Source organism: Afipia sp. GAS231 (genome assembly GCF_900103365.1).
Taxonomy (GTDB): domain Bacteria; phylum Pseudomonadota; class Alphaproteobacteria; order Rhizobiales; family Xanthobacteraceae; genus Bradyrhizobium.
This window is the reverse complement of the sequence record NZ_LT629703.1, coordinates 6,709,968-6,725,704: the sequence shown is the minus strand read 5'-3', so window position 1 is coordinate 6,725,704 and position 15,737 is coordinate 6,709,968. Positions and strand designations below refer to the sequence as shown.

Sequence of the window (15,737 nt, the reverse complement as noted above, 5' to 3'; positions counted from 1 at the left end):
ATGCGCGCTTGCGATTGGCCGAAACCGGCGGTTAGCGGTGCCGGCCGCAGTTCGAAAGCAAGTGTGCAGTTTTGGTCAAGAGCATCATTCAATTCGGTCTGACCCGCAGCGCCATCATCGTGCTTGGCCTGGTGGTTTTCTGCGCCGCCGGCATCGCCGCCTTCACCAAACTGAACATCGAGGCCTATCCGAATCCGGCACCGGTAATCCTTGAGATCACCGCCCAGGCACCGGGTCTGTCCGCGGAGGAGATGGAGAAATACTACACGATCCCGATGGAGGTCGGGCTGTATCCCACGCCGGGCGTCGTCAACATCCGCTCGACGTCGTTTTACGGCCTGTCCTTTGTGCGCGTCACCTTCCGATACGGCGTCGACTACTATTTCGCGCTGACGCAAGCCGCCAACAGCATCCAGCAGAATATCCAGTTGCCCGGCAATCTCGTTCCGACCATTCAGCAGTCGAGCCTGGTGGGCGAGATCTACCGCTATCAGCTGGTCGGTCCGCCCAATTTCGGTCTGACCAATTTGAGGACGCTGCAGGACTATGTGGTGACCCGCCGCCTCATGACCATTCCCGGCGTGGTGCAGATCAATTCATGGGGCGGCACCACAAAGCAGTTCCAGGTCGATGCCGACCTGCAAAAGCTGGAAGGCTACAATATCACTGTGCCGCAGCTGGTCTCGGCGCTCGGAAACGCCAACGTCAATGTTGGCGGCCGCGAGATCGCCATCGGTCAGCAGTCGGTCAACATTCGGGGCATCGGCCTGATCGACTCCGGCGGCGCCGACGACGTCACCAAGGGATACAAGGTCGAAGATATCCAGAACATCGTGCTCAGCCAGTCAGGCGGGCTTCCGATCCAGATCAAGGACGTTGCCAAGGTCTCGGTCGGCTATGTGCCGAGGCTTGGAATCGCCGGCAAGGACAAGGATGACGACGTCGCCGCTGCGATCGTGGTCATGGGCCGCACCCAGCACACCAACGACATCATCCCCAAGGTGCAGGAAGAGGTCGCCAAGATCAACAGCGACGGCACCCTGCCACCAGGCGTGAAGATCGTATCCTACTATGACCGCAGTTCACTGGTGGGTGTCACCACCCACACCGTCATGCACAACCTGGTGTTCGGCTGCATTCTCGTATTCCTGATCCAGTGGATCTTCCTCGGCGATCTGCGCAGCGCCCTGATTGTGAGCGTCAATATTCCGTTCGCGCTGTTCTTCGCCATCATCATCCTGGTTCTGCAGGGCGAAGATGCCAACCTGTTGTCGCTCGGCGCGGTGGATTTCGGCATCATCGTCGATTCTGCCGTCATCATGATGGAAAACATCTTTCGCAATTTCCAATCGAATGCGGAAAATCGCCAGCGGGTCCTGCAACATCTATCGGAAGGCTACTGGGGTGCCGATCCGACCGCCTCGACCCACGGCCAACCGTCCGCGGCGCGCTGGAGCGACCGACTGCGGATGATCTTCGTCAGCGCGCTCCAGGTCGACAAGGCCGTTTTCTTCACCGCCGCCATCACGGTTACGGCTTTCGTGCCGCTGTTCACGATGCAGGGCGTCGAGGGCCAGATCTTCGGGCCGATGGCGCGTACCTACGGGTACGCCCTCGCCGGCGCACTGCTTGCGACCTTCACGGTGACGCCGGTGTTGGCCTCCCTGCTGCTGCCGAAACATATCGCGGAAGCGGAGACGTTCATCGTGCGCGGGTTGCGCAAGGCCTACACGCCGGTGCTGCGCTGGTCGCTCGCCAACGTGAAGGTTGCCGTCATTGCCGGAGTCATCTTCCTTGGCATCAGCACCCTGGCGGCAAGCCGGCTCGGCAGCGAATTCCTGCCGGCGCTGGAGGAAGGAAATTTCTGGATCCGCGCCACGATGCCGCCGACCATCGCGCTCGACGCCGGCACCGAACCGACGCGCAGGATGCGCGAAATCCTGCTACGCCATCCGGAGATCATCACGGTCGTTTCGCAGCATGGCCGCCCCGATAACGGCAGCGACGCTTCGGCGTTTTCCAACGTTGAACTGTTCGCGCCGATCAAGCCATTCGACGAGTGGCCGCCCGGCTTGACCAAGGAAAAGCTTACCGAGCAGCTGCAGAAGGAGTTTGACGAGGAGTTGCCCGGCGTCACGCTTAACTTCTCCCAGTACATCCAGGACAATATCGAGGAAGCCCTCTCCGGAGTGAAAGGCGCGAACTCGGTGAAGGTCATTGGACCCAATCTCGACGTGCTCGAACAGCTCGCCGGCAAGGTGGCCGAGGAAATGGCCAAGGTCCGCGGCGTCGCCGACCTCGGCGTCTTCCATCTGGTCGGACAACCCAACCTCAATATCAGGGTCAACCGGGAAAAGGCCGCCCGCTACGGCCTCAACACTGGCGACGTCACCACCGTGGTGCAGGCGGCGCTGGGGGGCACCATCGCAACGACCGTGCTGGAGGGCGACCGCTCCTTCGGAGTCGCGGTTCGCCTTGACGCCAGGTTCCGGCGAAGCATCGACGCGGTGCGCGAGATCAAGGTTGCCTACCAGACCCCCTCCGGCAGCAACGCTTACATTTCTCTCAGCGAACTTGCCGATATTTCCCTCGACACCGGTGCGCTGTTTATCTACCGCGAGCGCAGCCAGCGTTATATCCCGATCAAATTCAGCGTCCGTGGCCGCGATCTCGGCAGTACGGTGGCGGAGGCGCAGCAGCGCGTCGCACAGGCCGTCCAGCTTCCAACCGGCTATCGCATCATCTGGTCCGGCGAGTTCGACAACCTCGAGGCGGCGAAAGCCCGCCTCCTGATCGTCGTACCGATCACGCTGCTGCTCATCTTCGTGCTGCTCTACAGCCTGTTCAATTCGCTGCGCGACAGCTTGCTGGCGCTTGCCGGCATTCCATTTGCCATCGGCGGAGGGCTGATCGCGCTCTACCTCGCCGATCTCGACTTCAGCATTTCGGCGGCGATCGGCTTCATCTCGCTGTTCGGTGTCGCCGTCATGGACGGCATTCTCAACATCACCTACTTCCGCGAGTTACGGGCCTCGGGAATGAGCATCACCGACGCCGTCTTCAACGGGTCGGAACAGCGCATGCGCCCTATGCTGATGACCGCGCTGTCGGCCGGCGTCGGCTTGTTTCCGGCGGCGCTGTCACATGGCATCGGAAGCCAGGTGCAGAGGCCGCTCGCGACCGTTGTCGTCGGCGGCATGTTCATCGGTCCGTTGCTGCTGCTTGTCGTGGCGCCTGCCCTACGCAAGATTTTTCTGTCCAGGGAGACACCTGTCGCCGATCAAGAAGCCCCCGCCACCCCGCCGGAAACGGCAAGTTGAGAGGATGCCGTTGACCCGCAACGTCCTCACGATGATTTCTGTCGTTGCTTGTTGCAGGCGCCGCGCCGCGTGGCCGCGCGCGCTGGCCGCCGCAGCCGGCAGCCTCCTGCTGGCAAGCTGTGCGGTCGGTCCAAACTTTGTTCCACCGCCGGCCCCGGAGGTGACGGGCTACACCCCGGAGCCGTTGAAGTCACCGAGCGCTGAAGCGGGTGGCCCAGGCGTGGCGGCGCAACATTTCGTCAGCGGCGCGGATATCTCCACGCGCTGGTGGTCGGCGTTTCGATCAGCGCCGCTCAATCAGCTGATCCGGCTGTCGGTCGAGCACAATCCGTCGCTGCAATCGGCCGAAGCCGCGATCCGGGTGGCAAATTTCAATGCGCTCGCGCAGCGCGGGCTGTTCTTTCCGCAGGTCGGCGCCAACTACACCGCGGCCGACCAGCAATTCTCCAACATGGCGACCCAGAACGGCCCCGCCGATCCGTCGCAGACGCGCTACACCCTGCACACCGCCCAGCTCAACATCAGCTTCGTGCCTGATATCTGGGGCCAGAACATTCGCGCGGTCGAAAGCCTGGACGCCGTCACCGAGCAGGCCCAGTTCCAGCTTGAGGCGGCGTATCTGGCGCTGACCGCCAATGTCGTCACCGCTGCGATCCAGGAGGCCTCGCTGCGGGGCCAGATCGCCGCCGCCGAGCGCATCGTCAAGATCGAGCGCGACATCCTGGGGATCCTCAAGAGCCAGTTCGCCGCCGGTTCGGCGGCGCAGGTCGACGTGCTGACCCAGGAAACGGCGCTGGCCCAGGTCGAGCAGATCCTGCCGCCGTTGCAGAAACAGCTCGCCATCCAGCGCGACCTTCTGACCGCCCTTGCCGGGCAATTCTCGGCCGACGAGATCCTGCAGAAGTTCGATCTGCAACACCTCGCGCTACCGACGAATTTGCCGGTGAGCCTGCCGAGCACGCTGGTGGCGCAGCGCCCGGACGTCAGGGCCGCCGAGGCCAACCTGCACTCGGCAGGCGCCCTGGTCGGTGTTGCGATAGCTGCACGGCTGCCCAACCTCGCGATAACAGGCAATCCGGGCACCAGCGCCTTCAAGCTCGCCCAGCTGTTCACGCCGGGGACACTGTTCTATACGGTCGCCGGAAGCGCATCGCAGACGGTGTTTGACGGCTTCACGCTGTACCATCGGCAGAAGGCTGCCGAGGCCACGCTGGACCAGGCGGGCGCGCTTTACCGTCAGGCTGTTATCACCGCGCTGCAAAACGTCGCCGACGCCTTACGCAGCCTGCAAGCGGATGCGCGCGCCGTGCAAGCCGCCATCAAGGCCGAAAATGCCGCCAAAGCCTCCCTCGAAATCGTGCAAAAACAGCTCGTGCTGGGACAAATCAACCAGGTCACCGTGCTGAACGCCCAGCAGGCTTATCTGAACGCTTCGATCGCTCGCGTGCAGGCCCAGGCCACGCGGCTGTCGGACACAGCGGCGCTCTTCATGGCGCTCGGCGGCGGCTGGCCTGCAGAGTGCACAACACCGGTCTGGCGCGAATGCGTCACGGGAGACAAGCATCTTGCAGCCGTGCAGGTGACCGACGCCAAATAGTTGCCCGCCTCCACCCGGGGCGCGGCCTCCCGGCATGATCCAGCGCCGGCGGCTACCAGATGACCACGGCGCAAAGCAGCGCAAGGGGCACCGCGGCTAGTCCGATGACGACCCAGTTGCGCATGTCTGCCGGGTCCCTGGAATAGCGAAAAATCTGGACAGCGAGGAAGACGCACACCGCCGCGCCCAGGACGATGCGAAATAAATCGGCAGGCGTATCGTATGCCGACCAAAGTTTTTCGGTTTGCGGACTTGCGACACGGGCCGTGACCACCAACACAATGACGAGAAATGTCGTCCGAAGGAAGAGGCCGAGGATCCGCATCTGGTGCCACCGTTTCCACCCTGCGAAGGATAGCACCCGTCCGACAGAACGGTAGTATTTTTTGCAACCCGCAAGCATCTGCTGCAGGCAAACTCGCAAACGAGCTCCCCGGAGCAGTCGCTCCGGGGGTTAACCTGCGCGCGTCGATCAGCTCTGCGAGTGACGCGCCATGAAATTGTCGTAGCCGACTTCGGCGACCTGGAACCACTGGTAGCCGTTGTTGGAGAAGCTGGTCAGCGACTCCAGGAGCTTCTTGAAGTTGGGATTGGTCGCGGCCACTTCGCTGTGCAGCTCCCTTGCCGCCTTGAGGGAGGCTTCCATCACCGCGGGCGGAAATGCGTGCAGCTTGGTACCGGCGGCGAGCAGCTTCTTCAGCGCCATCGGGTTGGCCTGGTCGTATCGGGCCATCATCCAGTTGTTGGCGAGATGGCCGGCCTGTTCGAGCACGCTCTGATAATATTTCGGCAGCGCGTTCCACTTGTCGAGGTTGACGATCGCCAGCAGCATCGGGCCGCCTTCCCACCAGCCGGGATAGTAGTAGTGCGGCGCGACCTTGAAGAAGCCGAGCTTCTCGTCGTCATAGGGGCCGACCCACTCGGCGCCGTCGATCGTGCCCTTCTCCAGCGCCGGATAGATGTCGCCGCCCGCAAGCTGCTGCGGGACGCAACCGAGCTTCTGCAGCACGCGGCCGGCGAAGCCGCCGATGCGGAATTTCAGCCCCTTGAGGTCGTCGACGGTGTTGATCTCCTTGCGGAACCAACCGCCCATCTGGCAGCCGGTGTTGCCGGCCAAAAGCGAGGTGACGTTGTAGCTCTTGTAGAACTCGTTCAGGAGGTCCTTGCCGCCGCCCAGCATGTACCAGGCCTGGTTGATGCGCGAGTTCGGCCCGAACGGCACCGACGAGCCGAACGTGAAGGCCGGGTCCTTGCCGAAATAATAGTAGGAGGCGGTGTGGCCCATTTCGACGGTGCCGTTCTGCACCGCGTCGAGCACCTGCAGGCCCGGAACGATCTCGCCTGCCGCAAAAGTCTGGATCTGGAATTTGTTGTCGGTGGCTTCGCCGACCACCTTGGCCATCATCTCGGCGCCGCCATGCAGCGTATCGAGCGATTTCGGCCAGCTCGTCGTCATGCGCCACTTGATCTCCGGCATCGACTGCGCGATCGCCGGCGCCGCCAAGGTCGCCGCGCCCGCGGCACCGAGGCCGGTGACCTTGATAAAGTCTCTTCGCTTCATGGAATCCATCCCTATCGGTTGTGTCATTCAGCCTTCGTGTCGAGGCCTGCGGCCAGCATGGAACATCCGGTTGGCGATATCCATCCCGAACAGGTCCAAAAAACGCAAAAAAGCCCGATCTCTCAACGAGACCGGGCTGGTTCTTGCGACTTTGGATTTAGAGCCTGGTCCGCAGGACCAGGCTCTAACTTTTCTTTTTGACGCGTTTTCCTGACGCGAACCGGGACCCGCTTCGCTCGAAAACGCTACGTATCAGCCGCGCGTGCGCGAGCGGATCATGAAGGTGTCGAAGGTGTATTCGGCGACCTGCCACCACAGATACTGGTCGGAACGGTAGGCCTGCATCGCGTCGATCGATTTCTTGAAGTCGGCGTTCTTGGCGGAGAGTTCGCCCCACAGTTCGTTGGTCGCCTTCAGGCAGGCTTCCAGCACTTCGTTGGTGAACGGACGAAGCTGGGTGCCGCCGGCCACCAGACGCTTCAACGCCGTCGGGTTCTGCATGTCGTAGCGCGCAGCCATCCAGCTGTTGGCGTTGGCCATCGCATTGGTGAGGATGGCCTGGTAGTTCTTCGGCAGCGAATTCCACTTTTCCAGGTTGGTGAAGGCGTGAACCGTCGGCCCGCCTTCCCAGAAGCCCGGGTAGTAGTAGTATTTCGCGACCTTGGCGAAGCCGAGCTTCTCGTCGTCGTACGGACCGACCCACTCGGCCGCATCGATGGTGCCCTTTTCCAGCGCCGGGTAGATGTCGCCGCCGGCGAGCTGCTGCGGCACGACGCCGACCTTCTGCAGCACTTGTCCGGCGATGCCGCCGATACGCATCTTGAGGCCCGACAGATCGGCGGTGGTCTTGATCTCCTTGCGGAACCAGCCGCCCATCTGGGTGCCGGTGTTGCCGCAGGGCGCGCCGATCACACCGAACTTCTTGAAGAACTCGTTGCCGAGCTCCATGCCGCCGCCCTGGTACCACCAGGAGTTCTGCTGGCGCGCGTTGAGGCCGAACGGAACCGAGGCGTAGATCGCGAATGTCGGGTCCTTGCCGACATAGTAGTAGGAAACCGTGTGGCACATCTCGACGGTGCCGTTGGAGGTGGCGTCCAGCGCCTGCAGGCCGGGAACGATTTCGCCGGCTGCGAACACCTGGATCTGGAACTTGTTGTCGGTCATTTCAGCGACGTATTTCGAGACCTGCTCGGCGCCGCCGAAGATGGTGTCGAGCGATTTCGGGAAGCTCGACGTCATACGCCACTTGATCTCAGGCGACGATTGCGCGATGGCCGGCGAGGCAACGGCCGTCGCGGCGGCACCGGCCGCAGAAACCTTCAAAAAATCACGACGCTTCATTCAATCTCTCCTTGAGACGGGGCGTTTCCCATAATGCTCAAGCGTTCCTCCGGAGGGGCGAATTCCACGTGTTCCGGGGCGCTCTGGCGGGGCTTTAACACGGAAGTCGGCCGTTCGAATACGCGACAAAGGCATGACTGCACTGATTAAACGAAAGTCGTAGGCCGCGATTCGGGCCCGACCTGGCGGGGTTAGCAATCTTGCCCTGCGCGGAAACGCGCACCTTCTGCGATTTCGCACTGTTGTCATGGTTCGGTTCAATAACTGACTGCGGGAGGCACATGATGCTGAGATTGGCGATGGGTATCGTGGTGCTGGCGCTACCCCCGCATGGTACCTCGGCGCTGACCTCCGCCATCGCGGATGCGCTGTCCGATGATGCCCGATTGCTCGGATCACCGGCGACACCGGCCGTCTGGGAAAAATCTGTCGCACCCGAGGACGTCGTTAGAGCTCCAGCCGTGGCCGTGCCAATGCAGGACCGAACGCTGAGTGGCAACCCGCTGTGGGCGATCCCGCTCATCGTATTGTCCGGCACACGCGAACGGCCAATCTTCTCGCCATCGCGGCGACCGCCCGCGGCCAAGCCGAACCCGATCCATAAACCGGTCGCAAGTGCACCAAAGCCGCAAGAGCCCGAACATCCGCAGCTCTCTTTGGTCGGCACCATTGCAACCAGCTACGAGAGTTTCGGGATATTCTTGAATCCGTCAACCAAGGCAGCTCTTCGGCTAAAGACCGGTGACTATTACCAGGGTTGGAAGCTGGGTTCGGTTCAAGCCCGCCAAGCCACCCTGGAAAAGGATCAACAGACCGTCACCCTCACTTTGCCGCAGCCTGGATCCGGGCAGCCGGCCAACGATGTCCCGTCGCTTTCGGGCTCCGGCAGATTGCTGTCGGCGTTGTCGCCTGCCCGGCGCGAGAGGTCCCACTAGCAGTTTGTGGAAAAACGGTTTTCGAAGGTGTCCATGAGCGACATGGGTTCAAGAACCGAGCCCAATTGGGAGAAAAGAAAAGCCGAGGGGCACCGGACCCCTCGGCTTTAGCGGTTCGTTGATCTCAGCACTCAGCGGTCCCAATGGCCTTCCTGGCGCTTGTCCCATAGGCCGGGCAGTACCGATGTGCGCTCGACGCGCACGGAATTGAGCGCTTCGGGTTCGATTTGGAGCGCTTGCAAGATCGTCGGCGCAACCTGCGAGGTGGCGACGGGAGTTTTGAGGGTAACGCTGGGAAAGCGGGGATTGGAAACAATCAGCCCGACGTTGGTGTCGCCGAAGCTGAAGCCGCCATGCTCGGCGTTCTTCTTGCTCGACGAGGTATAGACGGTGCCGTAGACGGGCTGGACGATTATATCGGGTGTGCGGCTGTCGTGCGCCGGATCGTTGAACTTGAGCTTCAGGTCGTCACCGCCGAGCACCTCCTCAATGAACAAGGCCTTGGCATTGGCGTTCAGATAGTCGATCGCCGCCGGGGTCTTGGTTTGATCCTGCAGCCAGATCAGCGCGATGTCGTCATCCTGCACGAAACCGCACGCACCGGTCGAGCAGGCATTGGCGCTGGCGATGGCCTGTGCACCCGGATTCGTTCCGGCGTCCGGCAGCGCGGCAACGAGGTCGGCGAAATGACCCGGCTTGTTGACCTTGGCCGGGTTGATCGGCGACTGGCCGTGCTTGGCACTGACAATGAACAGCGTGGACTCGTACAGGCCGCGGCTCTTGAGAGCCTGGATCATGCTGCCCAAGGCTTCGTCGGTCTTCTGCAGACCGAAGGCCAGCACCGCGGTCGGCGTCCCGGCGCCGTCGATGTAGCCGCCGGGCTGGCCCGCGTGGGTGCTCTGACCGCAACTGCCGTCCTGGTTATCCTTGGCCAGCTTTTGCCCGACGCTCACCGCCTGGAAGTTCATTCCGAACAGCTTCGGCGCGCCACCGGCAGGCAAGCCATCGTGGGTGAGGCCGCCGATTTCCTTGATGATGGCGGCGACCTTCAGCTGGTCGTTCGCAACCGTGCAATCGACGCTGACCGTAGCGTCGAGACCGTTCACGTTGGTGATTTCCGGCGTGTAGAGATCGTCCACGCCCTTGCCCGACGGGCCGTTGACGAGATCATAGGCGGGGTGCTTGTCCGCCCATGCGGTACGACCGCCCTTGCTCTTGACGACTTCGAAGATCGTATTGGTACGGATGGCATTGTGGGGATAGACCGCGACGCACTGGCCGAACTCGTTGCGTCCGCGCGGCAGCATCTTCGGATCGATCACATTCTGGGAGACATTGTTGCTGTTGTACTTGTCGATGCTTTCATCGAACACCATCATGTTGCCGGCTGGGCCCTGGCAGGTCAGGTTGCCAGGATCAAACAGGGTGCGGTCATAGCTTACGTCATAGAACAGACCATGGCTGATTGGCGAGCCGCCGGTCACCAGCGCCAGCAGCCCGGGAAACGAATCGGAGTTGGCAGGCGTGCGGGCGTTGCTGTAGGTGATGCCGTGGCGGGATAGTTCGGCCAGGGCGGAGTTCGGATGCCCTTCAACGTAGCGCGCTACGTCGAGAGCGTGCAGTCCGTCCACGCTGATGAGCAGGACGCGATCGATGTCGGCGGCCTGTGCGGTCGCGCTGAAGGCAACGCCGGCCAGCAGCCCCAGGGTCATCTTCCCAAAAATCATTATCAGCCTCCGGAATACTCATTGTCGGGACTCCAAGTGTCGCAGCGACATATTTCACGCTGATGACCGAACATTCGAAGCAGCGAACGTGAAAGAGAATCCCGACTTGAACGAGAATCCCGCCGGGAATCCCGAGCGTGCTGAGGCAGGAGATCGATGTCCGCTTTGGCGACCGGCCCGCGGGGGACGCCAGTGCTTCACCCGCTCGTCTCTCGATCGCGGACATCCGGCGCGCGCTGGCGGCGCGCTTGTTCGCGGACCGGAAGCCACAACGCCATCCAGGTCCGAGGCAGGCTTTCGCTTGAAAGCGCTTTGGAAAACGCCGCGTCAGGCCGCGGCGATGGCGCCCTTGAGCTGGTCGCGAACCTGGACGCCGATGGCGCGATAAATCGCCGCGTGCGGCCCGTCGGGCTCGCTGGCGACCACCGGATTACCGGCATCCGAACTCGTCCGAATCGACATGTGCAGCGGGATCTCGCCGAGGAACGGCACGCCCAGCCGCTCCGCCTCGTGCCGCGCGCCGCCGTGGCCGAAAATGTCGGATCGCGTGCCGCACTCCGGGCACTGGAAATAGCTCATGTTCTCGACGATGCCGAGCACGGGCACGTTGACCTTCCTGAACATCGCGAGCCCGCGCCGCGCGTCGATCAGGGAAAGGTCCTGCGGGGTCGAGATGATGACCGCGCCCTTCAGCGGCACGTTCTGCGCCAGCGTCAGTTGCGCGTCGCCGGTGCCGGGCGGCATATCGACGACGAGAATATCGAGCGTGCCCCACGCCACGTCGCGCAGCATCTGGGTGATTGCCGACATCACCATCGGACCGCGCCAGATCATCGCGGTATCTTCCTCGACCAGAAAACCGATCGACATGATCGACAACCCGAAGCGCTGGATCGGGATCATCTTGCGGTTGTCGTCGAGTACAGGTTTTTCGTGAATGCCGGTCAGCCGCGGCACCGAAGGGCCGTAGATGTCGGCGTCGAGCAGGCCGACGCGCAGGCCGAGATCACGCAGGCCCAGCGCCAGGTTGAGCGCGGTGGTCGATTTGCCGACACCGCCCTTGCCCGATGCGACCGCGATGACGGCGGCGACGCCCGGAATTTCCGATTGCTTGGACATCGGCGACGCCGGGCTTTGTGGCGGCTTGTGGGCCGCGACCGGCTGCACGCCGGGCCTCGGCGCAGCCGCATGAGAATGCGGATGAGAATGCGGCGCGGGCCGAGATGCTGGCGCCGGCGATCCCGCCTTGCGCTCGGCGGTCAGCGCGATCATGGCGACGGTGACGCCGGGGATGGCGCGCACCGCGGCCTCGGCCTGCGCGCGCACGCTTTCCCAGGCGCGGGCTTCCGCCGCGTCGACATTGATCGAAAAGAACACCTTGCCATCGGTCACCGTGATCGCCGACAGCACGTTGGCGTTGCTCAAGGCGACGCCGCGCGGCGACGCCACCTTGGCGAGGGCATCGATAACCTGTTGCTGCGTAACGCTCACCCGCGCATCTCCTGGATAATAGCTCGATGCGACAGATAGGACGTTACCGCCCAAAAGGCTACCTCGTCCCGATATCTTCCCGGGTCTCGGCGGGCGCCGCGACGCCGCCTTCCTTGGCAGCCTCGTAGTTCAGTTCGATCATGACGCCATTGGGGTCATCGACGAAGATCTGCCAGAGATCGCCGCCCGGAACCTGCCGGCTATCATAGGCCATACCCTTGGACTCCAGCCGCTTCTTCATGCCGTCGAAGCCGGAGCTGGCAAACGCGACGTGGTGGACCACGCCGGAATCCGGCTTCTGCGGCTCGTCGGTCTTGGAAATATCGACCAGATGCACCACCGCCTTGCCCTCGCTGTACATCCAGGCGCCCGGGAAGGCGAAGTTGGGCCGGGGGCCCTTTTCCAGCCCCATGACGTCCTCATAGAACCGGACCGTGTCGGCAAGCTTCCGGGTCCGGATATTGAAATGGTCAAGCACGCCCACGCTGACGCCCATGCGATGTCACTCCCTTTTTTGTGAAGTCTTAAACGCGCGCCCGACCCTAGCACAAAACCGGCCCCTGCAGCCAAACGAAGGCGGTTGCCCTTCATGGCGCAGGGTTTATGGTGCGGCTCCCGCCTCCCGAGCCCCCTCTCCGGCTCTCGAAAACGCAGAGAACACCGTCCGGCCAGTTCAATGTCCGGTCAAAACCCACAAGAAAACCCCAAGGTAAGACAAGGTAGCACACATGGCTAAAGTCGCTTTTCTCGGTCTCGGCGTCATGGGTTTCCCGATGGCAGGACATCTGGTGAAAAAAGGCGGCCACGAGGTGACCGTGTACAACCGCACCGCGGCCAAGGCGAAGGAATGGGCCGACAAGTTCGGCAGCAAGACCGCGGCAACACCGAAAGCCGCCGCCGAAGGCCAGGATTTCGTGATGTGCTGCGTCGGCAACGACAATGATTTGCGCGCGGTCACCATCGGCGCCGACGGCGCCTTTGCCGGCATGAAGAAGGGCGCGACCTTCGTCGACCACACCACCGCTTCCGCCGAGGTCGCCCGGGAACTCGATGCCGCCGCCACCAAGGCTGGTTTCAGCTTCATCGACGCGCCGGTGTCCGGCGGACAGGCCGGCGCCGAAAACGGCGTGCTGACCGTGATGTGCGGCGGCAAGGACGACGCCTATGCCGGCGCCGAGCCTGTGATCGCGGCCTATGCGCGGATGTGCAAGCTGCTCGGACCCGCGGGTTCCGGCCAGCTCACCAAAATGGTCAACCAGATCTGCATCGCCGGCCTCGTTCAGGGCCTCTCGGAGGGCATTCACTTCGCCAAGAAATCCGGCCTCGACGTTGCGGCCGTGATCGAGACCATCTCGAAGGGTGCCGCGCAATCCTGGCAGATGGAAAACCGCTACAAGACCATGAACGACGGCAAATTCGACTTCGGCTTCGCGGTCGAATGGATGCGCAAGGACCTCTCGATCTGCATCGCCGAATCCCGCCGCAACGGCGCCAACCTGCCGGTGACCGCGCTGGTCGATCAATTCTACTCGGAAGTCGAGAAGATGGGCGGCAAGCGCTGGGATACGTCGAGCCTGCTGGCACGGTTGCAGCGGTAAGGAAAATCGACGGGCGTCACCTTCGCTGTCATTGCGAGCCAACGGGTCGGGCGAACGCCCGCCCGATGACAGGCTCCGCGAAGCAATCCATTCTCTCCGCGACAAAAGAGTGGATTGCTTCGTCGCTTACGCTCCTCGCAATGACGGCTGGAGCCTGCACGCTGCCTCTGCGTTGAGCTTGTCCCTAAAAGTTAATTTAACCTCCCGTTAACGAGATTCTTTAGCCCTTTAAGGTAAGGGTTAATGATTTCGCGCCACAGATAGACAATGCAAAAGCTCGCGCCGTTCGCGGGCAGGATTTGTGTTGTTTGATGAGTAATCCCGCAGAAAAGCCCGAAGTTGTCCAGCTTCCGGCCGAAACGCCTGCAGCTGTGCCGGTCAACAGCCGGCGCGTCGCGGCGCAGCGGGTTCGCGAGGCGCGCGATCGGTTAACGTCGACGTCGGGAACCCGCCCGGCTTTCGACACCGAACTGCTCCGGCAATACGCCCAGACCCGGATGTCGGCCTCCTATGTCGTGATGTTGCTGGTGGTTGCCACCGGCGTGCTATTCGGCCTCTGGATGCAACCGCTCTGGTCGGCGGCCTGGACCGTCGGCATGCTCTGCATCCACGCCGCGATCATCCGCAACTGCGGAAAGTTCCTTGCCGAAAAACCTTCGCTCGCCGCGACGAGGAAATGGCGCACCCGCTTCGTACTGCTCGACCTGCTCTACGGACTGTGCTGGACAGCAATCCTGATCCATCCGGCGGGGCTCGACGTCGTCTCCAACACGATGATGATGTTCCTGATGCTGCTGGTGATCGCGGTATCGAGCATGCTGGCCGCGAGCCTGCCGATCGCAGCACTGGCGGCAACCGCGCCGGTGACGGCCGCGATCGCGCTCAACTTCGTGCTGGCCGGTACGTTCGACAACTACGTGCTGGCGCTGCTGGCGCTCGCCGCCGAGGGCTATTTCGCGCTGCTGGCGCACCGCCTGCACTCGACGACGCTGGCGACGCTGGAAGCGCGCGCCGAAAAGGACGCGCTGATCGGCGAGCTCGAACAGGCCAAAGCGATTTCCGACGAAGCGCGGCACCGCGCCGAATCCGCCAACGTCGCCAAATCGCGGTTCCTGGCGCAGATGAGCCACGAATTGCGCACGCCGCTGAATGCGATTCTCGGTTTCTCCGAGGTGATGAAGAGCGAGATTTTCGGCCCGCATACCGTGCCGGTCTACAAGGAATATTCCGCCGACATTCACAATTCCGGCGTCCATCTGCTCAACCTGATCAACGAGATTCTCGATTTGTCGCGGATCGAGGCCGGCCGCTACGAGCTCAACGAGGAAGCGGTGTCGCTGGTGCACGTCGTCGCCGACTGCCATCATCTGCTGAAACTGCGCGCGACCAGCCGCGGCATCACCATCCACGAAGTGTTCGAGCAGGGCATGCCGCGAATCTGGGGCGACGAACGTGCCTCCCGCCAGATCGTGCTCAACCTGCTGTCGAACTCGATCAAGTTCACCCCGCAAGGCGGCGAGATCTGGCTGAAGGTCGGCTGGACCGCGTCGGGCGGCCAGTATCTGAGCGTCAAGGACACCGGCTCCGGCATCGCCGAGGACGAAATCCCGATCGTGCTGGCGTCGTTCGGCCAGGGCTCCAACTCGATCAAGTCGGCCGAGCAAGGCGCGGGCCTGGGCCTGCCGATCGCGAAAAGCCTGATCGACATGCACGGTGGCACTTTTACGCTGAAATCGAAGCTGCGGATCGGCACCGAAGTCATCGTCACCTTCCCGCCGGAGCGGGTGATGTCGGCCTTGGCGCCGATGGCCGAGGAAGCCCCGCCGTTGCAGCCGGAAAACGCGACCGCTCCCGTCGAAGAAAAGGGCCGGGCGCGCAACAAACCGATCATGAGTGCCGGAACCGGACTGTAGCTTGCACAAGCGGGCGAACCATTTCACACTTCCACAATGAGCAAAGAAACGCCGTGTATCGCAGTCTGCATGATGGATCCCAGGACCAAGCTCTGCTTCGGCTGCGGACGAACGCTTCCGGAGATCGCGCGCTGGCACAAGATGGAGCGCGCGGAGCGGCTGGCCGTGATGGAGGGGCTGGCGGCGCGCATGGCGGAGGCCGGCCTCGCGCCGATGACGCCGCAGCCGGAACGCGGTTGATCGGACGAGCCATC

12 protein-coding genes are annotated in these 15,737 nt (G+C 62.7%); 6 read left to right on the top strand and 6 right to left on the bottom strand.

What is annotated here, in order from left to right; translation table 11 throughout:
• Window positions 1-71: 71 nt before the first annotated feature.
• Window positions 72-3,320: an efflux RND transporter permease subunit gene (locus tag BLS26_RS31495; RefSeq protein WP_092516360.1), complete on the top strand. Its 3,249-nt coding sequence runs from the start codon at window positions 72-74 to the stop codon at window positions 3,318-3,320.
• Between the two features lie 31 nt (window positions 3,321-3,351).
• Window positions 3,352-4,917, top strand: a complete 1,566-nt coding sequence (locus tag BLS26_RS31490) for an efflux transporter outer membrane subunit (RefSeq protein WP_092518848.1) — start codon at window positions 3,352-3,354, stop codon at window positions 4,915-4,917.
• 52 nt (window positions 4,918-4,969) lie between these two features.
• On the opposite strand, the gene BLS26_RS31485 is transcribed toward BLS26_RS31490, so the two are convergent.
• From BLS26_RS31485 to BLS26_RS31475, 3 genes are all read right to left on the bottom strand, one after another.
• The gene (locus BLS26_RS31485) at window positions 4,970-5,242 is read right to left on the bottom strand and encodes a hypothetical protein (RefSeq protein ID WP_092516359.1); all 273 of its coding nucleotides are present in this window, start codon (window positions 5,240-5,242) and stop codon (window positions 4,970-4,972) included.
• A gap of 147 nt (window positions 5,243-5,389) precedes the next feature.
• The gene (locus BLS26_RS31480) at window positions 5,390-6,478 is read right to left on the bottom strand and encodes a TRAP transporter substrate-binding protein (RefSeq protein ID WP_092518847.1); all 1,089 of its coding nucleotides are present in this window, start codon (window positions 6,476-6,478) and stop codon (window positions 5,390-5,392) included.
• Window positions 6,479-6,730: 252 nt separating this feature from the next.
• Entirely contained in the window at window positions 6,731-7,819 is a 1,089-nt protein-coding gene (locus tag BLS26_RS31475; RefSeq protein ID WP_092516358.1) for a TRAP transporter substrate-binding protein, read from the bottom strand.
• Between the two features lie 281 nt (window positions 7,820-8,100).
• On the opposite strand from BLS26_RS31475, the gene BLS26_RS31470 reads away from it, so the two are divergent.
• Window positions 8,101-8,754 carry a hypothetical protein gene (locus BLS26_RS31470; protein ID WP_157676638.1) on the top strand — a complete coding sequence of 218 codons (654 nt, stop codon included), beginning with the start codon at window positions 8,101-8,103 and terminating at the stop codon, window positions 8,752-8,754.
• 131 nt (window positions 8,755-8,885) lie between these two features.
• On the opposite strand, the gene BLS26_RS31465 is transcribed toward BLS26_RS31470, so the two are convergent.
• The 3 genes from BLS26_RS31465 to BLS26_RS31455 all read right to left on the bottom strand — a co-directional run bounded on the left by BLS26_RS31465 (window position 8,886) and on the right by BLS26_RS31455 (window position 12,468).
• Complete coding sequence (locus BLS26_RS31465) at window positions 8,886-10,481, bottom strand: alkaline phosphatase family protein (protein WP_092516356.1); 1,596 nt, start codon at window positions 10,479-10,481, stop codon at window positions 8,886-8,888.
• A gap of 327 nt (window positions 10,482-10,808) precedes the next feature.
• Complete coding sequence (locus BLS26_RS31460) at window positions 10,809-11,972, bottom strand: Mrp/NBP35 family ATP-binding protein (protein ID WP_092516355.1); 1,164 nt, start codon at window positions 11,970-11,972, stop codon at window positions 10,809-10,811.
• Window positions 11,973-12,030: 58 nt separating this feature from the next.
• Window positions 12,031-12,468, bottom strand: a complete 438-nt coding sequence (locus BLS26_RS31455) for a VOC family protein (protein ID WP_092516354.1) — start codon at window positions 12,466-12,468, stop codon at window positions 12,031-12,033.
• 232 nt (window positions 12,469-12,700) lie between these two features.
• Here BLS26_RS31455 and BLS26_RS31450 point away from each other — a divergent pair, with 232 nt between their 5' ends.
• The 3 genes from BLS26_RS31450 (at window position 12,701) to BLS26_RS31440 (ending at window position 15,723) form a co-directional block, all read left to right on the top strand.
• On the top strand, window positions 12,701-13,570 hold the full coding sequence (locus BLS26_RS31450; protein ID WP_092516353.1) for an NAD(P)-dependent oxidoreductase: 870 nt from the start codon (window positions 12,701-12,703) through the stop codon (window positions 13,568-13,570).
• A gap of 311 nt (window positions 13,571-13,881) precedes the next feature.
• Entirely contained in the window at window positions 13,882-15,483 is a 1,602-nt protein-coding gene (locus tag BLS26_RS31445) for a HAMP domain-containing sensor histidine kinase (RefSeq protein ID WP_092516352.1), read from the top strand.
• 36 nt (window positions 15,484-15,519) lie between these two features.
• Window positions 15,520-15,723, top strand: a complete 204-nt coding sequence (locus BLS26_RS31440) for a DUF1289 domain-containing protein (protein ID WP_092516351.1) — start codon at window positions 15,520-15,522, stop codon at window positions 15,721-15,723.
• The last annotated feature ends 14 nt before the right edge of the window (window positions 15,724-15,737 follow it).